Here is a 23,830-nt window from a genome sequence, read left to right as displayed (position 1 = left end):
CCCGCGGGCGGTGCCGCTGTGGCGCGACGCCGGCCGTCCGGCGGACGCCGCCGCCCTGGCCCTGCGGCTGGCCCGCCGCGATGCCGCCCGCGGCGCCCTGCGCACCGCCGACGCCCTGCTCGAGGACGCGCTGCTGCGGAGCCCGGACGTGCCCGACGTCCTGCGCGAGCGCGTGCGCATCCTCACCCTGGTCGGCCGGGCGCAGGAGGCACTCGACCTCGGCGCGGCGGCGCTCGACGGTCTCGCCGGCGACGCCCACGCCGACCTCTGCCTCGAGCTCGCCCGCACGGCGGTGGCCGCCGCGCGCTGGGGCGACGCGACGAGGTTCGTGGAGCGGGCCGGCCGCCCCGCGGACCCGCGCTCGGCCGTGCTGCTCGCCGACGCCGCCTTCGGCGAGGGCCGGGTCGACGACGCGGCTGCGCTCGCCGCCCGCGCGGTCGTCGCGGCCGAACGGGCCGGCGAACCGGCGGCGCTCTGCGAGGCGCTCGGGGTGGTGGCCCGGACGTCGTGGCGCGTCGACCTCGCCGCCACGGAGGCCGCGTTCCGCCGGGCCGCGCAGGTCGCGGCCGAGCACGGGCTCACGCCGTGGCGGGTCACCGCACTGGCGGGCGCGGGCATGATGGAGGCGCTCGACCCCGGCGACGCCCCCACCCTCGAGCTCGCCCGCACCCTGGCCCGCGACACGGGGATGCTGGGGCAGCTCGCGGCGTCGGACCTGATCGTGGCGGACGTCGTGCTGCTCCGGGACGGCCCCGAGGCCGCGACGCCGCACGCCCTGCGGGCGCTGGAGAGTGCCCGGACGCTGCGGCTGCCGGGCGTCGCCGACGCGGCGGCGGGGCAGGCCGCGACGTGCCGCGCCGGCGCCGCCGACCGCGCCGGGTGCGAGCGGCTGATCGCCGAGATGCGCGACCCGAACCTCGGCCTGCGGGCCCTGGGTGCCTTCGCGCTCGGGCTGTCGTCGCTGGTGGAACACGATCTGCGGAGCGCGGCGGCGTGCTTCGACCCGGTCGTCGACCTCGTGCTCGAGCACCGGGCGACGCCGCTCCTCGCCCCGGTCGGCGCCTGGCTGCTGGTGCGGACGGCCCTGGACGGGCAGGACGGTGCGCGGGCCCGGCTCACCGAGCACCCGAAGGGCATGACCACCCCGAACCGCGCCGCGGTCCGCTACGCCGACGCCGTCACCGCCGGCCGGGCCGGGCGGGGCGCCGAGGCCGTCGCCGCGCTCGCCGAGGCCGACGCGCTGCTCGCCGCCCGGCCCTGGTGGCGTCGCCTGCTGCGGCTCACGGTCCTCGACAGCGCGGTCCGCGACGGCTGGGGCGATCCGGTGCCCGAGCTCCGCGCCGATCTCGCCGCGCACGAGGCCGCCGGTGCCGTCCACCAGGCCCGGACCTGCCGGGACCTGCTGCGCGCCGCCGGTGCCCCCGCGCGCCGCGCCACCGGAGCACCGGTCGCGCCCCACCTGCGGGCGCTCGGCGTCACGGGCCGGGAGGCGGAGGTCCTGGCGCTCGTCGCCCGGGGCATGACGAACGCGCAGATCGCCGAACGGCTGGTGCTCTCGCGCCGCACGGTGGAGACGCACGTGGCGAACCTGCTGGCCAAGAGCGGTGCACCCGGCCGCCGCGAGCTCGGTGCGCTCGCCGCCGAACCTCCGTAGCGGATACGGATCCGCCCGGCCGCCCGCACCGGCACCGTGGCCGTCATGACACAGAACATGCGCGAGAACATGCGCGAGAACATCGTCGAGACCGACGTGCTCGTCGCCGGCGCCGGGCCCGCGGGCCTGGCCACGGCGGTCGCCGCCGCGGCGCACGGGGCCCGGGTGCTGGTGGTCGAACGCCGGCCCGGCACCTCCACCATCCCGCGCGCCACCGGCATCAGCACCCACACGATGGAGATCTTCCGCGAGTGGGGCGTGGCCGCCGCGGTCGCCGCCGGGGCCGTCGACTGCGAGCCCACGGTCGCGGTGGCCCGCTCCCTGGTCGACCCGCACCCGCAGGTCGTCCCTTCGGGTTTCCCGGGGCGCCGGGAGGCGCTGCGCGCCAGTCCGATGACCCCGCTGCTGTGCGGGCAGGACCACATCGAGCCCGTGCTGGTCGACGCCGTGCGGCGGCGCGGCGGCCGGGTCCGGTTCGACACCGCGCTCACCGGCCTGACCGTCCGTGCCGGCGGGGTGGTGGCCGAGCTGGGCGGGGGCGAGCGGGTCCGCGCCCGGTTCGTCGTGGCCGCCGACGGCCCGCGCAGCACGGTGCGCGAGGCGCTCGGTGTGGGCGTCGAGCAGCTCGGCAGGCTCGGGGACTGGGCCCAGGTGCTGTTCCGGCCCGATCTCGCCGAGCTGCTCGGCCGCCGCCCGCACGTGCTGTGGACGATCACCCATCCCGACGCCGAGGGCGTGCTCCTGCCGGTCGGCGGCGGCCGCTGGAGCTACGCGCGCCGCTGGGACTGTCGCACCGAGCGTCCGGCCGACTTCACGTTCGAGCGCTGGACCACGCTGCTGCGCGCCGCGACCGGCCTGCCCCGGTTGGAGCCCGAGATCCTCGGGATGCAGCTGTTCACCATGGCCGCGGCCGTGTCGGACACGATGCGCAGCGGGCCGGGGTTCGTCGTCGGGGACGCCGCGCACCGGATGACGCCGGTCGGCGGGGCCGGGATGAACACGGCGATCCACGACGGCCACGAGCTCGGCTGGCGCCTCGGCTGGGTGCTGCGCGGGTGGGCCGGCGACGCCCTGCTCGACTCGTTCGCCGACGAGCGGGAGCCGGTCGGCAGGGCGCGTGCGCTGCGTTCGTTGCGGATGGGCGAGCCCAGCCCGCTCGACGGCCTGGCCGGCGACCTCGGCCGCACCTACCGCTCGACCGCGGTGCTCGACGACGGGGACGCGCCCGCCGAGGGCCACCACCGCACCGCCCGCCCCGGCGAGCGCGCCCCGCACGCCGGCGTGCGCACCCGGTCGGGGAGCTGCGTCGCCGATGCCCTCGGACCCGGGTTCACCCTGGTCACCGGCCCGGAGCCCGGAGCATGGACGGCCGCGGCCGCCGCCTGCGCGTCCCCGCCGGTGCGGGTGGTGAGCCTGCGGGCCTCGCAGGCCGTCGCCCGCTACCGCCTGGGTCCGGCCTCCGCGGTGCTCCTGCGCCCCGACGGTGTGGTGGCCTGGCGCAGCGACGCCCCGGTCCCCGCGACCGCCGCCCTCCGGACCGCGGTCGACCGCCTCACCGCCCGGTCCCGTTCCGCCCGGGCGGCCTGACCCGGCCCCGTCTGGCAGTCTCGGCCCGGTGGCGGGGCACGGCAGCACGGGGAACAGCAGCGCAGGGAACAGCAGCACAGCGCACGGCAGCACGGGGAACACAGACCGGCGGGCGCGGATCGCGGTGGCCGCGGTGTTCCTCACCAACGGCGCCGTGTTCTCCAACCTGCTCCCCCGCTATCCCGAGATCAAGGCCGCGCTCGACCTGGGCAACGCCCAGTTCGGCGCGGCCGTGGCGGCCTTCCCGCTCGGTGCGCTGCTGGCAGGGCTGACCGCGTCGGCCCTGGTCAGGCGCTTCCGCAGCTCCCGGGTGGCGACGTTCGGCATGCTCGTCGTCGCCGCCGGGATCCTGCTGGCGGGCCTCGCCCCGACCTGGCTCGCGCTGGCGGGTGCGCTGTTCGTGGCGGGCGCCGCGGACGCGGTGGTCGACGTCGGGCAGAACGCCCACGGCCTGCGCGTCCAGCGCCGCTACGGCCGCTCGATCCTCAACTCGTTCCACGCCACCTGGAGTGCGGGCTCGGTGCTGGGCGGTCTGATGGGCTCGGCCGCGGCCGGGCTCGGGATCCCGCTCGGCGTGCACCTGGGCTTCTCGGCGGTGCTGTTCGGCGTGGTCGCGCTCATCGCGTTCCGGTTCCTGCTGCCGGGCCCCGAGGACGCCGAGCGCGGGCCCGTGTCCCCGGTCCGGCTGCGCTCCCGCGCCGCCGGCCGCGCCGTGCTGGTCCTGCTGGTCCTGGGCGTGATCGCCTCCGCGGGCGCCCTGGTCGAGGACTCCGGGGCCTCCTGGGCGGCGGTGTACCTGTCCGGCAGCCTGCAGGCCGCCGCGGCCGTCGCCGGGCTCGGCTTCGTGGCCCTGCAGGCGCTGGAGTTCCTCGGCCGGGTCGGCGGCGACCGGCTGGTCGACCGCTTCGGGTCGCGGGCCGTGGCCCGCGGCGGCGCCGCGATCGTGACCGTGGGCATGGGGTTCGCCCTCGCCTTCCCGAGCATCCCGCTGACGATCGTCGGCTTCGGCCTCGCCGGCCTGGGGGTGGCGACCCTGATCCCCGGCGCGATGCACGCCGCCGACGAGCTCCCCGGCCTCCCCAGCGGCATGGGCCTGACCGTCCTGAGCTGGCTCCTGCGCGTCGGCTTCCTGGTCGGTCCCCCGGTCGTCGGCCTCATCGCGGACGCGACGTCGTTGCGCGTCGGGCTCCTGGTCGTCCCCGTGGCCGGGCTGGTCATCCTGCTGGGGTCCCGGGTCCTCCCGGGGAGCGCCGCGCCCCCCGGCGGGGCCGCGCCGACTCAGGCCCCCGGCTGACCTGCGGTGATCTCCCACAGGGCGGCGACGACGGGCCGGCGGAGGTCGGCCCGCCGCACGCACAGCCCGATCGGGAACGGCGCCAACCCCTCCCCGACGACGGTGAGCCGGCCGGCCACCCCGCTCGCGTCGAGCACCAGCCGCGGGACGATCCCGGTGCCGTACCCCGCCGCGACGAGGGCGAGCAGCCCCTCGTGCCCGTCCGGCTCGGCCGCGATCACCGGCGTGGTCCCGCGCGACCGGAACCACCGCTGCGCCGCCTCCCGCACGAGCCCTCGACGCGGTACCACGAACGGGCCGCCCGCCGCGTCCTCGCGGCCGCGCGCGGTCACCAGCACCAGATCGGTCGTGGTGAGCGTGCGGCCGACGATCTCGTGCGGCACCCGGTGCGGCAGCCCGGCCACGGTCGCGTCGACCTCCCCCTCCTCGAGCCGGGCGAGCGCGGCCGCCGCGTCTCCGGTGCGCAGATCCACCCGGACCTGCGGGTGCGCCGTGCGAAGGGGGGCGAGCAGCGCGGGCAGCAACGCCTGGCAGGCCGTGACCGTGGCGAAGATCCGCAGGTCACCGGCCAGCTCGGCGTCCGGCGACGCCCCGTCCCGGAACTCCGACCACAGCCCGAGGGCCTGCTCGGCGTAGTGGGCGAACCGGCGCCCCTCCGCGGTCAGCGCGACCCCGCGCGGGCCCCGGTCGAGCAGCCGCGCCCCGGCCCGCGCTTCCAGCCGCTGGACGGTCCGGGTCAGCGTCGCCGGGCTGACGTGCTGGTCGGTGCTCGTCCGGCCGAAGTTCAGGGTGCGCGTGAGGTGCAGGAAGAGCTCGAGCTCACGGTGTTCCATGTTCGGCAACGCTCCGGTGCATTTCTTGCGCTTGTCGCAAGGATGCTGGTCAGCCTACAAACAGCCTCATGCGTTCGTCAGTCTTCGAGATCGAGACCCTGACCGTCCCCGGCGGCACCGAGAGCATCCTGCGCGGCGGCCGGCACCTCTTCGGGAAGCTCCCCGAGGCGTTCCACGGCGTGCGCCGGATCGGTGTGCTCGGCTGGGGACCGCAGGGCCGCGCCCAGGCCAAGAACCTGCGGGACTCGCTGCAGGGCACCGGGATCACGGTCGCGGTCGGCCTGCGTCCCGGGTCCTCGTCGGCCGACGACGCCCGCGCCCACGGCTTCACCGAGGCGGACGGGACCCTGGGCGACTGGCTGGCCGTGGCCGCGGAGTCCGACCTGGTCGTCCTGCTGATCGCGGACGCCGCGCTGGCCGCGCACCACGAGGAGATCTTCGCCGTCCTCAGGCCGGGCGCGACGATCGGTCTCTCGCACGGCTTCCTCCTCGGCCACCTGCGCGCGACCGGCGGCGACTTCCCCGCCGGTCACCCGGTGATCGCGGTGTGCCCCAAGGGCATGGGCGACTCCGTCCGCCGTCTCTACGAGCAGGGCGCCACCGTCAACGGCGCCGGCATCAACGCGTCCGTCGCCGTGCACGCCGACCCGGACGGCCACGCGGGCGACCGCGCCCTGGCCTGGTCGGTCGCCCTCGGCTCGCCCTACACCTTCGAGACGACGCTTCAGAGCGAGTACCGCAGCGACATCGTCGGCGAGCGCGGCATCCTGCTCGGCGCGGTCCACGGCCTGGTCGAGACGCTGTACCGGCAGTTCCTGCTCGACGGCGCGGATCCCGTCACCGCCTACGAGCGCTCCACCGAGGTCGTCACCGGCCCGCTCGCGCGCACCATCTCCCGCGAGGGGCTGCCCGCCGTCCGGAACGCGGTGGCCGACACGGACCTCTTCGACCGCGCCTACACCGCCGCCTACGGGCCGGCCCGGGAGATCGTCGCGGAGATCTACGACGAGGTCGCCGACGGCACCGAGCTGCGCAGCGTCATCCTCGCCGGCGCCCGCCTGGCCACCCGCCCGATGACGCCGATCGGCGGCTCGCCGATGTGGGCCCAGGGCGACGCGGTCCGGGCGCGGCGCCGTTCACCCGCCCACCCCGACCTGCCGATCGACCCGCTCACCGCCGGCCTGTTCGTGGCGACGATGGTGGCCCAGGTCGACGAGTTCGCCGACCGCGGGCACGCCTGGTCCGAGATCGTCAACGAGTCGATCATCGAGGCCGTGGACTTGCTGCTGCCGTACATGCACGCCCGCGACGTGGCCTACATGGTCGACAACTGCTCGGTCACCGCACGCCTCGGCACCCGGCGCTGGGGCCCGCGCTTCCAGGCGGCCTACGAGCAGATCGCGCTCCCGGCCGTCGCGGCGCCCGCGGACCCGAAGCTGATCGACGCCTTCGAGCAGAACCCCGTCCACGCGGCCCTCGCCGCGGCCGCGGAACTCCGCCCGAGCGTGGACATCTCCGTCTGACCCCTGTGAGTGGCAATCGTCGCTCTGGCGACGATTGCCACTCACGGGGAGGGTGGGGGCATGAGCACGACGCACCGCATCGCCCTCATCCCCGGAGACGGCATCGGGCAGGAGGTGATCCCGCCCGCCACGGCCGTGCTCGACGCCGTCGGCGCCCGGCACGGGATCACCTTCGCCTACGACTCCTTCGACTGGTCGTGTGAGCGCTACGCCGAGCAGGGCGCGATGATGCCCGCCGACGGCCTGGACCGGATCCGCGCGCACGACGCGATCCTCCTCGGCGCGGTCGGCTGGCCCGGCGTGCCCGACCACGTGTCGCTGTGGGGCCTGCTCATCCCCATCCGCCGCGAGTTCTCCCAGTACGTGAACCTGCGGCCGATCGCCGTGATGGAGGGTGTGGCCTCTCCCCTGGCGAACGCCGAGGACGTCGACTTCGTCGTGGTCCGGGAGAACTCGGAAGGCGAGTACTCCGAGGTCGGAGGTCGGGTCGGGCGCGACATCGCGATCCAGGAGGCGATCTTCACCCGCACCGGCGTGTCCCGCATCGCCGACTACGCCTTCACCCTCGCCGAGTCCCGCCGGGGTCACGTGACGAGCGCGACCAAGTCCAACGGGATCGTCCACACCATGCCGTTCTGGGACGAGATCGTGGCCGAGCGGGCGGCCCTGCACCCGGACGTCGAGTGGCGCTCCGAGCACATCGACGCCCTCGCCGCGAAGCTCGTGCTGCAGCCCGGGCGCTTCGACGTGATCGTGGCCTCGAACCTGTTCGGCGACATCCTCTCCGACCTCGCCGCGGCCGTCGCGGGCTCCATCGGCATCGCCCCGAGCGGCAACCTCAACCCGGAGCGGGAGTTCCCGTCGATGTTCGAGCCCGTCCACGGCTCCGCCCCGGACATCGCCGGCCAGGACCTCGCGAACCCCCTGGGCGCGATCTGGTCCGCCGCGATGATGCTCGACCACCTCGGCCACCCCGAGGCAGCGGAGGAGATCACGCAGGCAATGCGCACCCAACTGGCGGAAGGCAACCGCACGAGAGACCTGGGCGGCCAGGCCGGCACCCACCAGTTCACGAGCGAACTACTCCACCGCCTCTAGGGCGTTATGGAACCATAACGCGATTTTCGGGGCCCTTTTTCGACGTTATGGTTCCATAATGCGCCGGGCGTTGACCTCGACCCGAGTTGAGGTTGCAGGCTGACGGGGTGACTGTGAGCGTGCCTCCCGTGCGGGACGAGCTGTTCGGCCGGTCCCACCGGTCCGTGACGATCGGCATCCTGCTCCTCATCAGCCTCGTCGCGTTCGAGCAGCTCGGGGTCGGGGCGGCGATGCCGGCCGTCGTCGCCGACCTGGCGCGGGTCGAGGACTACGCCTGGCCCTTCGTCGCCTTCGTGGCGACGACCGTGGTCGGCACCGTCCTCGGCGGCCGCTGGTGCGATGCCCGGGGCCCCCGCCTCGTGCTGCTCCTCGCCCCGGCGGTCTTCGGCCTGGGCCTGCTGGTCGCGGGCACGGCCGCGACGTTCCCGCAGCTCCTGGCCGGCCGGCTGCTGCAGGGGCTCGGGGCCGGCGCCCAGGGCGTCTCGGTGTACGTGCTGATCGCGCAGGTCTACAGCGAGCGCGCCCGGCCCGCGGTGTTCGGGCTGGTGTCCTCGGCGTACGTGCTGCCGTCGCTGGTCGGGCCGCCGGTCGCCGGGATCGTGACGCAGTACCTGTCGTGGCACTGGGTGTTCCTCGGCCTGCTGCCGCTGGTCGCGCTGGCGGTCCTGCTCGTCCTGCCGGCCGTCCGCGACCTGAGCAGACCGCAGGAGCCGGCGCTCCCCCGCCGCGGCCTGGTCCCGGCGGCGCTGGCCGCCTCGGCGGGGATCGCGGCGCTGAGCTGGTCCGGCCAGCATCCGACGGTCGTCGGCGGGATCCTCGCCGCGGCCGCGCTGGCGCTCCTCGTCCCGGCGCTGCGGAGGCTCGCGCCGACGGGCACCTTCCGCGCCCGGCCGGGGATCCCGGCCGTCGTCGCCGGGCGCGGCCTGATCTCGGGCGCGTTCTTCGCCGTCACGGCCTACCTCCCCCTGATGCTGACGGCGACGCACGGCTGGTCGCTCACGGCCGCCGGCCTGCCGCTCATCGCCGGTTCCCTGGGCTGGTCGGCCGCCGCCGCGTGGCAGGGCCGCCGTCCCGACCTGTCCCGGCCGATGCTGCTCCGGATCGGGATGGTCGCCGTCGCCGTCGGCACCGCCGGGATGCTGGCGGTGGCACCGGGCTGGGGTGTCGCCTGGCTCGCCGTGCCGCTGTGGCTGCTCGCCGGGATCGGGATGGGCCTGGGCTACTCGGCGCTCGCCGCCCTGCTGCTCGCGGGCTCGACCAGCGAGGACACGGGCTACCACTCGTCCGCGGCGCTGCTGGCCGACCAGCTGACCCAGGCGACGTTCGTCGGCCTCGGCGGGGCCCTCCTGGCGCTCCTCACGAGCCCCGCCGTCGCCCTCCCGGTGCTGGTGGCGGTCCTCGCCGCCCTCGCGGTGATCGGCGCCCTCGTCGCGCCGCGCACCGCCGCCCGGTGAGGGGGAGCCGGGACTCCCCCTCCGCCGGTCAGCCGGCCTGGGACAGCCCCAGGACGTTGCCGTCGGCGTCACGGACCTTCGCCACCCGGCGGCCCCCGACGTCCGTCGGTTCCTGGACGATCTCCGCACCCGCCGCGGTGAGCGCCGCGAGCCGCTCGTCCAGGTCCTCGACGTGCCAGAACGCGGTCGCGACGGTCAGCCCGTTCGCCGCCCCGTTCGGGACGAGCCCGATGTGCTGGCCCGCCACCTCGTACCCGACGTAGTACTCGGCGTCCCACGCCGGCCCGGTGCCCAGCAGCGCCGTGAACACCGCCTTCGCCTTCTCCAGGTCGGTCACGGGGTGCAGGATGGTCAATGCTCCAGAGGTCATGACCACCTGTCGGATCCCGCCCGCGAGATGTGACAGCTCCCGCTACTCCGCCTCGAGGTCCCCCTCGGTCTCGAGGTACGCCTGCCGCAGCGCGGCGAGGGTGGCCGGCTCCGGGGCCTCCCAGAGCTTGCGCTCCACCGCCTCCAGCAGCCGCTCCGCCATCCCGTGCAGGGCCCACGGGTTCGACTCGGACAGGAACTTCCGGTTGTCCGGGTCGAGCACGTAGGTCTCGGTGAGCTTCTCGTACTGCCAGTCCGCGACGACGCCGGTGGTGGCGTCCCAGCCGAACAGGTAGTCCACGGTGGCCGCCATCTCGAAGGCGCCCTTGTACCCGTGCCGGCGCATGGCCTCGATCCAGCGCGGGTTCACCACGCGGGCCCGGAACACGCGGGCGGTCTCCTCGTGCAGGGTCCGGGTGCGGACGGACTCGGGCCGGGTCGAGTCGCCGATGTAGGCCTCGGGCGCGGTGCCGGTCAGCGCGCGGACGGTCGCGACCATGCCGCCGTGGTACTGGTAGTAGTCGTCGGAGTCGGCGATGTCGTGCTCGCGGGTGTCGGTGTTCTTGGCCGCCACCGTGATCCGCCGGTAGGCGGTCTCCATGTCGTCCCGGGCCGGGGCGCCGTCGAGGCCGCGGCCGTAGGCGTAGCCGCCCCAGGTCGTGTAGACCTCGGCGAGGTCGGCGTCGTCGCGCCAGTTCCGGGAGTCGACGAGCTGGAGCAGGCCCGCGCCGTAGGTCCCCGGCTTGGAGCCGAAGATCCGCGTGGTGGCCCGCCGCCGGTCCCCGGTGCGCTGCTCGTCCTGTGTCACATGGGCTCTGACGTAGTTCTGCTCGGCCGTCTCGTCGAGGTCGCTGACGAGCTGCACGGCGTCGTCGAGCAGGGCCAGGACGTGCGGGAAGGCGTCCCGGAAGAAGCCGGAGATCCGGACCGTGACGTCGATCCGGGGCCGCCCCAGCTCCTCGAGGTCGATCACCTCGAGCGTCGTGACGCGCCGGGACATCTCGTCCCACACGGGCCGGACGCCGAGCAGCGCGAAGACCTCCGCGACGTCGTCGCCGCTGGTGCGCATGGCGGACGTGCCCCACACCGAGAGCCCGACGGACCGGGGGTACTCGCCCGCATGATCGCGCCGGTAGCGCTCCACGAGGGACTCGGCCATCGCCTGCCCGGTCTCCCAGGCCAGCCTGCTCGGGACGGCCTTGGGGTCGACCGAGTAGAAGTTCCGCCCGGTGGGCAGGACGTTGATCAGCCCGCGCAACGGGCTCCCCGACGGCCCGGCCGGGATGAACCCGCCGTCGAGCGCGTGGAGGACCCGGTCGATCTCGTGCGCCGTCTCCGCCAGCCGGGGCACCACCTCGGTGGCCGCGAACCGCAGGATCCGCTCGACGTCGGCGTGTGTGTCGGCCTCCGAGATGTGCCGACTCGCGGAAGGGTCCCCGGCTTCCCCGCGAGTCGGCACTTCTGGTAGGCCGAGTCGCACGTTCACGACGCCGGGGGCGGCGTCGGGGTCCCAGCCCGCCGCCTCCATGTCCGCGACGAGCGAGTGGGCCAGGGCCTCGACGCGGTCGACCTCGCCGCGGGCCTCGCTGCCGTCCTCGACCAGGCCGAGGGCCTCGCGCAGGCCGGGGACGTTCTGCTCGCCGCCCCACATCTGCCGCGCCCGCAGCATGGCGAGCACCAGGTCGACCCGGGTGTCGCCCTCGGGCGCGGCGGCGAGGACGTGCAGCCCGTCGCGGATCTGGACGTCCTTGATCTCGCACAGCCAGCCGTCGACGTGCAGGAGGAAGTCGTCGAACTCGGCCTCGTGGGGGCGCTCCTCCAGGCCGAGGTCGTGGTCGAGCCGGGCCGCCTGCATGAGCGTCCAGATCTGCTGGCGGATGGCGGGGAGCTTGCCGGGATCGAGCGCGGAGATGTTCGCGTGCTCGTCGAGCAGCTGCTCCAGCCGCGAGATGTCGCCGTAGGTCTCGGCGCGGGCCATCGGCGGGATCAGGTGGTCGACGAGCGTGGCGTGCGCCCGGCGCTTGGCCTGCGTCCCCTCCCCCGGGTCGTTGACGAGGAAGGGGTAGATCAGCGGGAGGTCACCCAGGGCCGCATCGGTCCCGCAGCTCGCGGACATGCCGAGGGTCTTGCCCGGCAACCACTCCAGGTTCCCGTGCTTTCCGATGTGGACGATCGCGTGGGCGCCGAAGCCGCCGTCCGCCGGGTCCGCGGCGAGCCACCGGTAGGCCGCGAGGTAGTGGTGCGACGGCGGCAGGTCCGGGTCGTGGTAGATCGCGACCGGGTTCTCGCCGAACCCCCGCGGGGGCTGCACGATCAGCGTGACGTTGCCGCTGCGCAGCGCCGCGACGACGATGTCGCCGTTCTGGACGTAGTGCTCGCCCGGCGCGGCGCCCCAGTGCTCCTCGACGCCCTCCCGGAAGTCCGCCGGCAGCGTGTCGAACCAGCGTCGGTAGGTCTCGGCGGAGATGCGGATCGGGTTGCCCGCCAGCTTCTCCTCGGTGAGCCAGTCCGGGTCCTGCCCGCCGGCCTCGATGAGCGCGTGGATCAGCGCGTCGCCGTCCTCGGCATCGACACCCGGGAAGGCCCCGATGTCGTATCCCTTGTCCCGCATGGCCCGCAGCAGCGCCACCGTGGACGCCGGCGTGTCCAGGCCGACCGCGTTGCCGATCCGCGCGTGCTTGGTCGGGTACGCGCTCAGCATGAGCACGATCCTCTTGTCCGCGTCCGGGATCCGCCGCAGCTCGGCGTGCCGCACGGCGATCCCGGCCACCCGGGCCGCGCGCTCGTGGTCCGGGACGTAGACCGACAGGCCGTCGGCGTCGATCTCCTTGAAGGAGAAGGGAACCGTGATCAGCCGGCCGTCGAACTCGGGCACGGCGACCTGCGTGGCGACGTCGAGCGGGGTGAGCCCGTCGTCGTTGGAGTCCCAGGTGGCGCGGCTGGAGGTGAGGCAGAGGCCCTGCAGGATCGGGACGTCGAGCGCGGCGAGCTCCGTGACGTCCCATTCCTCGTCCTCGCCGCCGGCCTGGGCCTGGGCGGGCTTGGTGCCGCCGGCCGCGAGCACGGTGACGACCAGGGCGTCCGCCTGCTTCAGGGTCTCGAGCAGCGCGGCGGGCGCCTGGCGCAGGGAGGCGCAGAAGATCGGCAGCGCGGTGGCGCCGCGGGCCTCGACGGCCCGGCAGAGCGCCTCGACGTACGCGGTGTTCCCGGCGATCTGCTGGGCCCGGTAGTAGAGGACGGCGACGGTCGGCCCCTGCTGCGGGGTCGCCGCGCGCTCCAGGACTCCCCACTCGGGCAGCGCGGTCGGGGGCGCGAAGCCCTCCCCGGTCAGCAGGACCGTGTCGGAGAGGAAGGCGTGCAGCTGCGCGAGATTGTCGGCCCCGCCTTGCGCCAGGTACGTGTGGGCCTCGGCCGCGACGCCCGCGGGGACCGTGGAGAGCTCCATCATCTCGGCGTCCGGCGCCATCTCGCCGCCGAGGGCGACGAGCGGGGTGCCGGCGGCACGCAGGAGATCGAGGCCCTCCTCCCAGTACCGGTAGCCGCCGAGGACCCGGACCACCACGACGTCGGCCTCGGCGACCATGCCGGGCAGCTCGTCGAGCAGCACGCGGTTGGGGTTCGCCGGCCGGAAGTCCGCCCCCGAGGCCCGTGCGGAGAGCAGGTCCGTGTCGGAGGTCGAGAGCAGCAGGATGCGGCTCGAGCCCTGCGGCGCGGGCGGGGCAGGACTCATCACGGGGTCCCTTCCTCGGGATCCTCGTCCCGGGTCAGTGAGTGGGTCGGCGCGCGGGGCAGTGTCCTGGCTCCCGGATCGGCGCTCGCCCCGGCCTTCCGGGCTCGCGCCCGTGGCCTGATGCGGGGTCCGCTCCCCGGTGACAGTGGCGGGACCGCGCCGGACTCGCACCGGCTTCCTGGTTCCCGCACGCCTCTGCAGTTGTGGGGACCACTCTCCGCACCCGCCCGTCCCCGCGTCAAGCAGCCCTCCCGCCCCGGCCGAGATGAACCTCACCCCCGGTCGACCACGGCGCCGGCGTGGGTGGGTTCATCTCGACGGGCCGTGGTGGCGCATGCCTACAGTGTCGCCGTGTCCACCCCCCGCACCCGAGCCGACGCCTGCCCCGGCGTCCTCGCGACGCACGACGCCGCGGACGGCGCGCTGGCCCGCGTCCGGCTGCCGGGCGGAGTGGTGAGCGCGGCACAGCTGCGGGCGCTGGCGGGCTGCGCGCAGGAGCTGGGAGACGGTGCGGCGCACCTCACGTCGCGGGGGAACCTGCAGCTCAGGGGGCTGGACCGGGAGGACCCGCGGCTCGTGTCGCGGCTCGCGGCGGCCGGGCTGATCCCCGCTGCGGAGCACGAGCGGGTGCGCAACATCCTGGCGTCGCCGTTGTCGGGCCTGACCGGTGGGCTGGCGGACGTCCGGGGGCTCGCCCGGGCACTCGACGAGGCGCTCTGCGCGGTCCCCGGCCTCGCCGCGCTCCCCGGCCGGTTCCTGTTCGCCCTGGACGACGGGCGCGGGGACGTCGCCGCCGAGCGCCCCGACCTCTGCTGGCTCGCCGACACCCCGGACCACGGGTTCCTGCAGGTCGCAGGGGTGGCGACGGCGATCGGGTGCGCCCCGGCGGACGCCCCGGCCCTGCTGGTGTCCGCCGCTGAGGTGTTTCTCACGATTCGCGGGGACGGCGAGGGCGGTGAAGGCGGCCGGGGCGCGTGGCGCGCCGCGGAGGTGCCCGGCGCGGCGGCCCGGATCGAGGCGGCCCTGCCGCCCGGTGCCCCCGCCTCCGGCAGCGACCGGCCGCTCCCCTTCCCGGACGACGACCACGCCCCGGTCGGGCCGATCCACCGGACGGACGGCGGCACGGCGCTCGGCGTCGCCCCCGTCCTGGGCGAGCTGTCGGCCGCCCAGCTCCGGGCCCTCGCGACCGCGGCGCCGGAGGTGATCGTCACGCCCTGGCGCACCCTGGTCCTCCCCGATCCCGCGGACGACGCGTGGGAGCGCCTGCGCGCCAACGGGTTCGTCCTCACCGCCGACGATCCCGCGCTCGCGGTCTCCGCCTGCGCGGGCCGGCCGGGCTGCGCGAAGTCCCACGCCGACGTCCGCGCCGACGTCCGCGCGGTCCTGCCGCTGCTCACCGCGGCCCGCCGGGCCCACGTCGTCGGTTGCGAGCGGCGCTGCGGGGCGCCGCACGAGGAGCACCTCGACCTGATCGCCCTGCCCGACGGGACCTACCGCTACCGCGACGAGCTCACCGACGTGGTCGTGCCCGACCTGGCGTCCGCGTTGCGCGGCAGGGACTCCCGCCCCTCCGCCGTCGGCACCACCGCCACCGCCGCCGGCCCGGCCGGCCCCGACCCGTCCGGATCCGCCGACCCCGGCCCGTCCGGCCCCAGCCTGTTCGACGACACCCGCCCCAGCCCGACCGGAGCACCATGACCAGCGACTACATCCGCGACGGCGCGGAGATCTACCGGCGCAGCTTCGCCACGATCCGCGCGGAGGCGGACCTGTCCGGCTTCCCGCCGGACGTCGCGTACGTGGCGGTGCGCATGATCCACGCCTGCGGCCAGGTCGATCTCACCGGCGACATCGCGTACTCCCCCGGGGTCGTCACCGCCGCGCGGAAGGCGCTGCGCGACGGCGCCCCGATCCTGTGCGACGCGACCATGGTCGCCTCGGGCGTGACCCGGGCCCGGCTGCCGAAGGACAACGAGGTCGTCTGCACCCTGCGCGAGCCCGAGGTGGCCGGGATCGCCTCGACGATCGGCAACACCCGCTCGGCCGCCGCGATGGAGCTGTGGCGCGAGAGGCTCGACGGTGCGGTCGTCGCGATCGGCAACGCCCCCACGGCGCTGTTCCACCTCCTCGACATGATCGACGCGGGCGCCCCCCGGCCGGCCGCGATCCTCGGCATCCCGGTGGGGTTCATCGGGGCCGCCGAGTCCAAGGCCGCCCTCGCCGCGCGGACCGATCTCGAGTACCTCGTCGTCCACGGACGCCGGGGCGGCTCGGCGATCACCGCCGCCGCGCTCAACGCGCTGGCGTCCGAGCAGGAGATCGCGTGATCGAGCACGCGAGCGAGCCATCGGGCCCGCGCGGGACCCTCTACGGCGTCGGGCTGGGCCCGGGCGATCCCGAGCTCGTCACGATCAAGGCGGCCCGGCTGGTCGGCGCCGCGGACGTGATCGCCTACCACTCCGCCCGGCACGGCCGCTCCATCGCGCGCCGCATCGCCGAGCCGTACCTGCGCGGCGACCAGATCGAGGAGCAGCTGGTCTACCCCGTCACCACGGAGACGGTCGCGGACTACCAGCGCGCGATCGACGACTTCTACACCGACGCCGCCGCCCGCCTCGCCGCCCACCTGGAGGCGGGCCGGGACGTCGTGCTGCTCGCCGAGGGCGATCCGCTCTTCTACGGCTCCTACATGCACATGCACAAGCGACTGGCGGGCCGGTTCCGCGCCGAGGTCGTGCCCGGGGTGACCTCGGTGTCCGCGTCGGCCGCGGCGCTCGGCCAGCCGCTCGTCGAGCGGGACGAGATCCTCACCGTCCTGCCCGGCACGCTGCCCCGCGAGGTCCTGGCGGAACGGTTGCGCGCCACGGACTCCGCCGCCGTCATGAAGCTGGGGAGGACCTTCGGGAACGTCCGGGGGGCCTTCGAGGACGCGGGCAAGCTCGACCGGGCCCGGTTCGTGGAACGGGCCACGATGGACGGTCAGCGCACCGGCGCCCTCGCCGACGTCGACCCCGGCTCCGTCCCGTACTTCTCGATCGCCGTCCTCCCCGGCGAGGTCGCCGCGAGCATCCCCGGCGACCCCGTCGCACCCGACCCCGAGCCCCCCGCGAAGGCCACCGACCCCCTGAGTGGGGGCCGGGGGACGGCAGCCGGCGAAGCCTGCGGGGTGGGTGGGCACAGTCGTCATGGCGACCATCGCCACTCACGAGGGGGGCGGGTCACCGTGGTCGGGACGGGGCCGGCGGGCCGGGACTGGCTCACCCCCCAGACCGCGGCCGCGCTGGCGGCCGCGGACGATCTCGTCGGCTACGGGCCGTACCTGGACCGGGTGCCGCCGAACCCGCGGCAGACCCGGCACGCCAGCGACAACCGCGTCGAGGCCGAGCGGGCGGCGCACGCCCTGGAACTGGCCGGCTCGGGGCGCCAGGTCGTGGTGGTCAGTGCCGGCGACCCCGGCGTCTTCGCCATGGCGACGGCGGTGCTCGAGGTCGCCTCCCAGCCGAAGTACGCCGACGTGCCGGTGCAGGTGCTGCCCGGACTCACGGCGGCACAGGCGGTCGCGGCCGCGGTCGGTGCGCCGTTGGGCCACGACTACGCGATGATCTCGCTCTCGGACCGGCTCAAGCCGTGGGAGACGGTCGTCGACCGGCTCGTCCATGCGGCACAGGCGGATCTGGCGATCGCGATCTACAACCCGCGCTCCAAGGCCCGCCCGTGGCAGGTCGGCGCGGCCCGCGAGGCGCTCCTGGAGCACCGCGCCCCGGAGACGCCCGTGGTCCTCGGCCGCGATGTGGGCGGCAGCGGTGAGCGGATCACCGTCACCACCCTCGGCGACCTCGATCCGGAGCTCGTCGACATGCGCACCCTGGTGATCGTCGGCTCGTCCACCACCCGCGTGGTGGAGCGCGGGGGGCGCACGGTCGTCTTCACGCCCCGCACCTACACCCCCTGACACGATCGCCGGGCGGGTGCGTTGACGCAGGTCCGGGATTCGTCGGCGCACGGAGTCGTCGATCAGTGCGGCTCGGTGAGCGCGTAGCGGTGTTCCAACACCGCCACGCACTCACCGGGGGTCTCGACCACGAGGGCGCCGGGCGGGAGCGGAGGGCGGTCGACCACGATCACCGGCAGGCCCCGCTGCCGGGCCGCGGTCAGCTTCGCGGCCGTGAGGGAACCACCCGAGTCCTTGGTGACGACGACGTCGACCGCGTGCTCCCGCATCACGGCCAGCTCGCCCTCTACGGTGAACGGTCCACGATCGAGGATCGACACGAGGCGCTGCGGCACCGGGGGTTCGGGCGGGTCGACCGAGCGGAGCAGGAACCACAGGTCGAGGTCGGCGAAGGTCGCGACGTCCTGGCGCCCCGTCGTCAGGAACACCCGCCGGCCCACGGACGGGAGCAGCCCCGCGGCGGCCCGCAGCGACGGGACGCGCCGCCAGTCGTCGCCCGGCCCCTCCGTCCATCCCGGACGGCGGAGCACGACGAGCGGCACACCCGTCTCGGTCGCCGCGGCGCAGGCGTGGGCGGACATGCCCGCGGCGAAGGGATGGGTCGCGTCGACCAGCACGTCGACCCCGGACCGGAGGTAGGCGACGAGCCCGGGTACGCCGCCGAAGCCGCCGATCCGCACCTCCCCCGGGGGCAGCACGGGAGCCTTCACCCGCCCGGCCAGGGACGAGACCACGGACGCCCGGCCGTCGAGCAGCCCGGCCAACGCCCGGGCGTCCGACGTCCCACCCAGAACGAGTATCCGCAGGTCGGACCCTGTTACGGGGTGGTGCGGCATCGGCTGTCGGAGTACAGGTGCGAGTCCGGGAAGGCCTCGGCGGCCAGGGCGGGGCCGACGATGACCACCGCGGTCCGCCGGATGCCCGCGGAGTGGACCAGGTCGGCGATGTCGTCGAGGCGCCCGCGCAGGACGATCTCGTGCTCGCGGGACGCGTGGGCCACCACCGCGGCGGGGCAGTCGGCGCCGTAGGAGCCGATGAGCTCCTTGACCACCTCGTCGATCCGGTGGACCGCCAGGTGCAGCACCAGGGTGCCCCCGGCCGTCCCCAGGGCCTCCAGGGACTCCCCCTCGGGCATCGGGGTGGCCCGGGCGGCGATCCTCGTGAGGGTCACGGTCTGGGCGACCGTGGGGACGGTCAGCTCGCGCTTCAGCGCGGCCGCCGCGGCGGCGTACGCGGGGACGCCGGGGGTGACGTCGTAGGGCACGCCGGCGGCGTCGAGGCGGCGCATCTGCTCCGCCATCGCCGAGAAGACGGACGGGTCGCCGCTGGCCAGCCGGGCGACGTCGAGGCCGTGGGTGTGGGCCCGGACCATCTCGTCGACGATCTCGGCGAGGGTCATCAGGGCGGTGTCGACCGTGCGCGCGCCGGGCGGGCAGATCTCGAGCATCTCCGGCGGCACCAGCGAGCCCGCGTACAGGCACACCGGCGAGGCGGCGATCAGGTCCCTGCCCCGGATCGTCAGCAGGTCGACGGCGCCGGGTCCGGCGCCGATGAAGTGGACGGTCATCGGGTCGCGCTCCAGATCGTGACGGGCATGGCGGGCTTCCAGCCGAGGAACCCGCCGACGGGCTCGGCGCGGGAGACCTGCAGGCGCACCAGGGTTCCCCCGAACCGCTCGCGCGCCGCGGCCAGGGCGGACTCGGTCTCGACCGTGACCCCGTTCGCGACGATGCGGCCGCCCTCGGGCAGGGCCGCCCAGCACGCGTCGAGCACCCCGGGGCGGGTCAGGCCGCCGCCGACGAACACGACGTCCGGGGTGGGCAGGTCGGTGAGCGCGGCGGGCGCGCGACCGGTGACGATCTGCAGCGCCGGCACGCCGAGGCGGCCGGCGTTCACCGAGATCCGGTGCGCACGAACGGGATCCGACTCGATCGCGACCGCCCGGCAGCTGCGGTGCGCCCGCATCCACTCGATCGCGATGCTGCCGGCACCGGCGCCGACGTCCCACAGCAGCTCGCCGGGGCGCGGCGCCAGATGCGCGAGGGTGACGGCGCGGACCTCGCGCTTGGTGAGCTGGCCGTCGCTCTCGTAGGCGTCGTCGGGAAGCCCGGGGGTCTCGCCGAGGACCGCGGTACCGGGCGCGGCGACGCACTCGACGGCGACGATGTTGAGCGCGTCGCCCTCGGGCTCGGCCCAGCCCCCCGCGATGCCGGTGACCACGCGCTCCCCCGGCCCGCCGAGCTGTTCGAGCACGGTCAGCCGGCTCGGGCCGTAGCCGTCGGCGGTCAGCTGGGCGGCGATCAGGGCCGGGCTCGCCGCGCCGGCGCTGAGCACCAGGACACGACGCCCGGGGGCCACCGACCGCCGTAGCCGCTCGATCGGGCGGCCGACCACGCTGACCACGTCGACCGCCTCGGCCGGCCAGCCCAGGCGGGCGCAGGCGAAGGTGGTCGACGACGGGTGCGGGATCACCGTCAACGCCTGCGGGCCGACCGCGCGGGCGATCGTGGCGCCGAGGCCGAAGAACATCGGATCGCCCGAGGCCAGGGCGCACAGCCGCCGCCCGCCGAAGCGCTCCAGCAGCCCGGGCAGGGCCGGGACCAGCGGCGACGGCCAGGCCACCAGCTCCGCCGACACCTTCCCGGCGACCAGGTCGAGCTGGCGCGGACCGCCGAGGACCACGTCGGCGGCGGCCAGCGTCTCCTGGGCGGTGCCGGCCAGTCCCGCCCAGCCGTCCGCACCGATCCCGACCACGGTCACGTGCACGTCAGGCACCCTACGTGCTGTGATGCGGCCCGTGAGGTCAGCGGGGCGACCGTCACGCTGCGACGATCTCCGGTGTGACCCGCACGCTCGTCTTCGACGTCAACGAGACCCTCTCCGACCTGCGGCCGCTCGCGGTGCGGTTCGAAGCCCTCGGTGCCCCCGGGGAGCTCGCCCGCCTGTGGTTCGCCTCGACCCTGCGCGAGGGCATCGCGCTCGCCGCGGCGGGCGACGCGCGCTCGTTCGCCCTCGTCGGCGGGGAGACCGCGCACGTGCTGCTGGCCCCCTACGTGGACGATCCGGCGGTGGCGGCGGACGCCGTGCTCGACTCCTTCCTCGAGCTGCCGCTGCATCCGGACGTCGTCCCGGGCGTCCGGGCGCTCGCCGAGGCGGGGGTCCGGCTCGTCACCCTCTCCAACGGGGCCGCCGCGGTCGCCGAGCGGCTGCTCGGGGACGCCGGGATCCGGGACGCGTTCACCCATGTCCTGTCGGTGGAGGACGCCGGGATCTGGAAGCCCGCGCAGGGCGCGTACGCCTACGCCGCCTCGGTGTGCGGGGCCCTGCCCGCCGAGCTGACGATGGTCGCGGTGCACCCGTGGGACCTGCACGGCGCCGCCAAGGCCGGGCTGCGCACGATCTGGATCGACCGGGAGCGGCGGCGCTGGCCGGCGCACTGCACGCCGCCGGGTCAGCGGGTGGAGTCCGTGGGCGAGCTCGTGAGGTACGCGTAGTTCTTGGGCCGCAACCGCATCGCGTGGATGACCGAGCGCCCCTCGACCACGATCTCGAGCAGGTTCCGGTCCTCGCCCAGCCCGATGTAGAGCACCCGCTCCCCCTGCGGCACCTGCCGCAGTGGCTCCGCCAGCACCCCGCGGATCGCCTCCGCGGGGATGCCGTGCTTCAGGGCGCCGGCCGAGATCTCCACGCCCCCGGCACGGTCTGCGCAGCTCACCCCAGGACCTCCGGACGTCGGCCCCTCGTCGCTACTCACGGAGGGCGGTGAGCAGGGAGGACTCCGTCTCGGCGAAGACCGGGTCCGTGAGCTGGGCGACGTCGCGGGGGCGCGGGAGGTCGACGGGGATCTCGCGGTGGATGCGGGCGGGGCGCGGGGAGAGGACCAGCACGCGGTCGGAGAGGAACACGGCCTCGCGGATGTCGTGCGTGATCAGCAGGACCGTCCAGCCGTAGCGGGCCCGGACCTCCTCCAGCCACTCCTGCATGGTGGTGCGGGTCAGGGAGTCCAGGGCGCCGAAGGGCTCGTCGAGCAGGAGCACCTCGCGGTCCTGGACGACCGTGCGCAGCAGGGCCGCGCGCTGGCGCATGCCGCCCGACAGCTCGGCCGGGCGGGCGTCCTCGAAGCCCTCCAGGCCGAAGGGGGCGAACAGCTCCCGGGCACGGGCGCGGGCCTGTCTGCGGGGCCGGCCGGCCACCTCGAGGCCGAGCGCGGTGTTGTCCAGGACGCTGCGCCACGGGAACAGGAGGTCCTTCTGCGGCATGTAGCCGAAGGTCTCGCGGGTGGCCGGGGCGCCGTCGACCAGCACCTCGCCGGCGTCCGGGGTGATCAGGCCGGCGAGGACGTTGAACAGCGTGCTCTTGCCCGCACCGCTCGGGCCGATGATCGAGACGAACTCACCGGCCTCGACGTCGAAGGTCACGTCGTCGAGGACGGGGAGCTCCCCGAGGGCGACGCGCAGGCCGTCCACCCGGATCTTCATCTCGGCCCTCGGATCCACGGAGCCACCGCGCGTTCGACCAGGTAGGTCAGCGCGAACAGGGCGACGCTGACCAGTGCGGTGATCGCGACGGCCGCCAGCACCAGGTCGGTGCGGAAGGAGTTGCGCTGCTGGTTCATGAAGATCCCCAGCCCCGCCTGGGCGCCGACGTACTCGGCGAAGATCGCGCCCGTCACCGCGTAGGTCACGGCGATCCGCAGCGACGTGAAGAACGACGGCAGCGCCCCGGGCAGGCGGACGTAGCGGAACTCCGTCCAGCGGTTGCCGCCCATGCTGCGCAACAGGTTCGTGGCCTCGGGATCGGTGCGGGAGAAACCCTCGATGAGCCCGATGGCGACCGGGAAGAAGGTCACCAGGGAGATCACGAGGATCTTCGGGAGCAGCCCGAACCCGAACCAGATGATCATCAACGGCGCGATGGCGACGACCGGGACGGTCTGCGACGCGACGAGGAGCGGCACGAGGGCGGTGCGCAGCCAGGGCGAGAAGTCGACGGCGACCGCCACCAGCCACGCCACCGCGAGCGAGACGGCGAACCCGACCGCAGTGACCTCCAGCGTGGGGAGGGTGTTGTCCCACAACGCTCCGCGGAAGGTCCAGCCCTGCTCGACCACCCGCAGCGGCGACGGGAGGACCTGGGGGCGCACGTCGAGCAGGGTGACGGCGAGCTGCCACACCACGAGCAGGGCGAGGACCAGCGCGGCGGCGGGCCAGAGGCGCAACACGGACGTCCGCTCGCGCGCCGGGCGGAGCGTCACGGCCGTCATGACGTCGATCCGGCCGGGGTGAGGTAGTCGTTGGTGAACCACGTGCCGAAGTCGGGCCTGGTCGTCAGCGGCTTGCCGTCGGCGTCGACCACGCTGCCGGAGTCCACGAGGAACCCGGAAAAGCCCTGCCAGCGGGCGAGGGTCTGGGTGCCGACCTTCCCCTGGTCGTCCTTCAGGTAGCTCTTCGCGAGCATGTCCTGGCTGCGACTGACGAGCTCGGGCTCGGTGAAGACGCCCGGGTTCGCCGCCTCGAGGTCCCGGGCGCCCTTGGCCGGGTCGTCGGCGGCGAGCTGGTAGCCGCGCTGGGCGGCCTGGACGAAAGCGCGTGCCTGGTCCGGGTGCTGCCTCAGCCAGGTGGAGTTGCCCATGAGCAGGACGTTGTAGGAGTCCGGGAAGCCGTAGTCGGTGTACTTGAAGGTCTTGAGCGGCTCGTTGCGCAGCTGCGCCTCGATGCCCTCCCAGGCGACGAAGGGCTCGGTGAAGTCGACCTGCCCGGAGTAGAGCGCCTCGTAGGCGGACGTGCCGAGCGTGACGTTCTGGAAGTCGCCCCGGCCGCCCGCGTCCTGGATGATCGTGCGCATCTTGGGGACCTCGCCGGGGCTGCCGAAGCCGCCGTAGGTCTTGCCGTCGAGGTCCTTGGGGCTGGTGATGTCCGCGCGATCGGCCTTCACGGCGACCTCGCTGGCCCAGTGCTGCAGGATCGCCATCACGCTGGTGATGTCCGCGCCGGAGCCCTTGGCGTAGGTGAAGAGGTCCTGGAAGGAGATGCCGAAGTCCGCGGCGCCGGTGCCGACGAGGGTCTCCGGGGCGGTCTGGTTGTACGGCAGGAACTCGACGTCGAGGCCGGCCTGGCGGAACCAGCCCTCCTGCTGCGCCACGAACAGGCCCGTGTGGTTGGTGTTCGGGGTCCAGTCCAGGGCCACGCGGATCTTCTGGGGGCTGCTGCCCCCCTGGGCGGCGGAGCCGCAGGCCGCCAGCAGGAGCAGGGCCCCCAGGACGGCGACGATCTTGGGTACGGACGTACGCAACGCGTTCCTCCCTACGCCGGTGCTAACCGGGTCAGGTGCGAACGG

General features: G+C 74.9%; 20 protein-coding genes and 1 riboswitch. Of the genes, 10 read left to right on the top strand and 10 right to left on the bottom strand.

The features are described from left to right. The 3 genes from ABD324_RS20455 to ABD324_RS20445 form a co-directional block, all read left to right on the top strand. Positions 1–1,654, top strand: a 1,654-nt coding sequence (locus ABD324_RS20455; protein ID WP_344419311.1) for a LuxR C-terminal-related transcriptional regulator, incomplete at its 5' end; no start/stop codon positions are given. Positions 1,655–1,699: 45 nt separating this feature from the next. Continuing rightward, entirely contained in the window at positions 1,700–3,241 is a 1,542-nt protein-coding gene (locus ABD324_RS20450; RefSeq protein WP_344419309.1) for an FAD-dependent monooxygenase, read from the top strand. A gap of 124 nt (positions 3,242–3,365) precedes the next feature. Beyond that, positions 3,366–4,535: an MFS transporter gene (locus tag ABD324_RS20445; protein WP_344419307.1), complete on the top strand. Its 1,170-nt coding sequence runs from the start codon at positions 3,366–3,368 to the stop codon at positions 4,533–4,535. Here the strand turns inward: ABD324_RS20445 and ilvY are convergent. Next, entirely contained in the window at positions 4,520–5,368 is an 849-nt protein-coding gene (ilvY, locus tag ABD324_RS20440; RefSeq protein WP_344419304.1) for an HTH-type transcriptional activator IlvY, read from the bottom strand. The two genes, ABD324_RS20445 and ilvY, sit on opposite strands and share 16 nt — an antisense overlap. 68 nt (positions 5,369–5,436) lie before the next feature. Between ilvY and ABD324_RS20435 the strand changes: the two genes are divergently transcribed. The 3 genes from ABD324_RS20435 to ABD324_RS20425 all read left to right on the top strand — a co-directional run bounded on the left by ABD324_RS20435 (position 5,437) and on the right by ABD324_RS20425 (position 9,443). Next, complete coding sequence (locus ABD324_RS20435; protein WP_344419301.1) at positions 5,437–6,891, top strand: ketol-acid reductoisomerase; 1,455 nt, start codon at positions 5,437–5,439, stop codon at positions 6,889–6,891. A 60-nt stretch (positions 6,892–6,951) separates the two neighbouring features. After that, entirely contained in the window at positions 6,952–7,989 is a 1,038-nt protein-coding gene (locus ABD324_RS20430; protein WP_344419298.1) for a tartrate dehydrogenase, read from the top strand. Between the two features lie 113 nt (positions 7,990–8,102). After that, positions 8,103–9,443 (top strand): MFS transporter, encoded by a 1,341-nt coding sequence (locus ABD324_RS20425; RefSeq protein ID WP_344419296.1) that lies wholly within the window; start codon positions 8,103–8,105, stop codon positions 9,441–9,443. A 28-nt stretch (positions 9,444–9,471) separates the two neighbouring features. Here the strand turns inward: ABD324_RS20425 and ABD324_RS20420 are convergent, their stop codons facing one another. Together ABD324_RS20420 and cobN are read right to left on the bottom strand one after the other, a co-directional pair. Further along, positions 9,472–9,780: a VOC family protein gene (locus ABD324_RS20420; RefSeq protein WP_344419293.1), complete on the bottom strand. Its 309-nt coding sequence runs from the start codon at positions 9,778–9,780 to the stop codon at positions 9,472–9,474. A gap of 75 nt (positions 9,781–9,855) precedes the next feature. After that, positions 9,856–13,542, bottom strand: coding sequence for a cobaltochelatase subunit CobN (gene cobN / locus ABD324_RS20415; RefSeq protein WP_344419290.1), 3,687 nt, complete (start codon positions 13,540–13,542; stop codon positions 9,856–9,858). A gap of 59 nt (positions 13,543–13,601) precedes the next feature. After that, positions 13,602–13,723, bottom strand: a riboswitch (cobalamin riboswitch). A gap of 170 nt (positions 13,724–13,893) precedes the next feature. Between cobN and ABD324_RS20410 the strand changes: the two genes are divergently transcribed. The 3 genes from ABD324_RS20410 to ABD324_RS20400 are packed head-to-tail and all read left to right on the top strand — an operon-like array spanning position 13,894 to position 17,494. Continuing rightward, a complete protein-coding gene (locus ABD324_RS20410) occupies positions 13,894–15,240 on the top strand; it encodes a precorrin-3B synthase (protein WP_344419288.1) in 1,347 nt (448 codons plus the stop codon). Further along, entirely contained in the window at positions 15,237–15,869 is a 633-nt protein-coding gene (locus ABD324_RS20405) for a precorrin-8X methylmutase (protein ID WP_344419283.1), read from the top strand. The genes ABD324_RS20410 and ABD324_RS20405 overlap by 4 nt, the downstream gene beginning before the upstream one ends. Beyond that, positions 15,866–17,494 (top strand): precorrin-2 C(20)-methyltransferase, encoded by a 1,629-nt coding sequence (locus tag ABD324_RS20400; RefSeq protein ID WP_344419280.1) that lies wholly within the window; start codon positions 15,866–15,868, stop codon positions 17,492–17,494. Before ABD324_RS20405 ends, ABD324_RS20400 begins: the two co-directional genes overlap by 4 nt. 62 nt (positions 17,495–17,556) lie before the next feature. On the opposite strand, the gene ABD324_RS20395 is transcribed toward ABD324_RS20400, so the two are convergent. The 3 genes from ABD324_RS20395 to cbiE are packed head-to-tail and all read right to left on the bottom strand — an operon-like array spanning position 17,557 to position 20,260. Beyond that, positions 17,557–18,330 (bottom strand): cobalt-precorrin-6A reductase, encoded by a 774-nt coding sequence (locus tag ABD324_RS20395; RefSeq protein ID WP_344419277.1) that lies wholly within the window; start codon positions 18,328–18,330, stop codon positions 17,557–17,559. Continuing rightward, the gene (gene cobM, locus ABD324_RS20390; protein WP_344419274.1) at positions 18,312–19,061 is read right to left on the bottom strand and encodes a precorrin-4 C(11)-methyltransferase; all 750 of its coding nucleotides are present in this window, start codon (positions 19,059–19,061) and stop codon (positions 18,312–18,314) included. Before cobM ends, ABD324_RS20395 begins: the two co-directional genes overlap by 19 nt. Further along, complete coding sequence (gene cbiE / locus ABD324_RS20385; protein ID WP_344419270.1) at positions 19,058–20,260, bottom strand: precorrin-6y C5,15-methyltransferase (decarboxylating) subunit CbiE; 1,203 nt, start codon at positions 20,258–20,260, stop codon at positions 19,058–19,060. Before cbiE ends, cobM begins: the two co-directional genes overlap by 4 nt. A gap of 74 nt (positions 20,261–20,334) precedes the next feature. Here cbiE and ABD324_RS20380 point away from each other — a divergent pair, with 74 nt between their 5' ends. Next, the gene (locus ABD324_RS20380; RefSeq protein ID WP_344419267.1) at positions 20,335–20,988 is read left to right on the top strand and encodes a haloacid dehalogenase type II; all 654 of its coding nucleotides are present in this window, start codon (positions 20,335–20,337) and stop codon (positions 20,986–20,988) included. Here ABD324_RS20380 and ABD324_RS20375 read toward each other — a convergent pair. Genes ABD324_RS20375 through ABD324_RS20360 form a run of 4 tightly spaced genes read right to left on the bottom strand, consistent with a single transcriptional unit; the run spans position 20,946 to position 23,785 of the window. Further along, positions 20,946–21,209, bottom strand: a complete 264-nt coding sequence (locus tag ABD324_RS20375) for a hypothetical protein (RefSeq protein ID WP_344419264.1) — start codon at positions 21,207–21,209, stop codon at positions 20,946–20,948. The two genes, ABD324_RS20380 and ABD324_RS20375, sit on opposite strands and share 43 nt — an antisense overlap. A gap of 31 nt (positions 21,210–21,240) precedes the next feature. After that, a complete protein-coding gene (locus ABD324_RS20370; RefSeq protein ID WP_344419261.1) occupies positions 21,241–21,990 on the bottom strand; it encodes an ABC transporter ATP-binding protein in 750 nt (249 codons plus the stop codon). Further along, on the bottom strand, positions 21,969–22,757 hold the full coding sequence (locus tag ABD324_RS20365; RefSeq protein ID WP_344419258.1) for an ABC transporter permease: 789 nt from the start codon (positions 22,755–22,757) through the stop codon (positions 21,969–21,971). The genes ABD324_RS20370 and ABD324_RS20365 overlap by 22 nt, the downstream gene beginning before the upstream one ends. Continuing rightward, positions 22,754–23,785 (bottom strand): ABC transporter substrate-binding protein, encoded by a 1,032-nt coding sequence (locus ABD324_RS20360; RefSeq protein ID WP_344419255.1) that lies wholly within the window; start codon positions 23,783–23,785, stop codon positions 22,754–22,756. Before ABD324_RS20360 ends, ABD324_RS20365 begins: the two co-directional genes overlap by 4 nt. Positions 23,786–23,830 lie beyond the last annotated feature (45 nt).

This window comes from Pseudonocardia ailaonensis (assembly GCF_039531635.1).
In the GTDB taxonomy this organism is placed as follows: Bacteria; Actinomycetota; Actinomycetes; order Mycobacteriales; family Pseudonocardiaceae; genus Pseudonocardia; species Pseudonocardia ailaonensis.
Note: the sequence above shows the minus strand (reverse complement) of the source record. Positions and strands in the feature narration are given on the sequence as shown.

What these genes read in the sequence shown, in the direction of transcription:
- ABD324_RS20450 (WP_344419309.1), top strand. Translation starts at nt 1,700, where the DNA reads ATGACACAGAACATGCGCGAGAACATGCGCGAGAACATCGTCGAGACC.
- ilvY (WP_344419304.1), bottom strand. Translation starts at nt 5,368, where the DNA reads ATGGAACACCGTGAGCTCGAGCTCTTCCTGCACCTCACGCGCACCCTG.
- ABD324_RS20435 (WP_344419301.1), top strand. Translation starts at nt 5,437, where the DNA reads ATGCGTTCGTCAGTCTTCGAGATCGAGACCCTGACCGTCCCCGGCGGC.
- ABD324_RS20430 (WP_344419298.1), top strand. Translation starts at nt 6,952, where the DNA reads ATGAGCACGACGCACCGCATCGCCCTCATCCCCGGAGACGGCATCGGG.
- cobN (WP_344419290.1), bottom strand. Translation starts at nt 13,542, where the DNA reads ATGAGTCCTGCCCCGCCCGCGCCGCAGGGCTCGAGCCGCATCCTGCTG.
- ABD324_RS20405 (WP_344419283.1), top strand. Translation starts at nt 15,237, where the DNA reads ATGACCAGCGACTACATCCGCGACGGCGCGGAGATCTACCGGCGCAGC.
- ABD324_RS20395 (WP_344419277.1), bottom strand. Translation starts at nt 18,330, where the DNA reads ATGCCGCACCACCCCGTAACAGGGTCCGACCTGCGGATACTCGTTCTG.
- cobM (WP_344419274.1), bottom strand. Translation starts at nt 19,061, where the DNA reads ATGACCGTCCACTTCATCGGCGCCGGACCCGGCGCCGTCGACCTGCTG.
- ABD324_RS20365 (WP_344419258.1), bottom strand. Translation starts at nt 22,757, where the DNA reads ATGACGGCCGTGACGCTCCGCCCGGCGCGCGAGCGGACGTCCGTGTTG.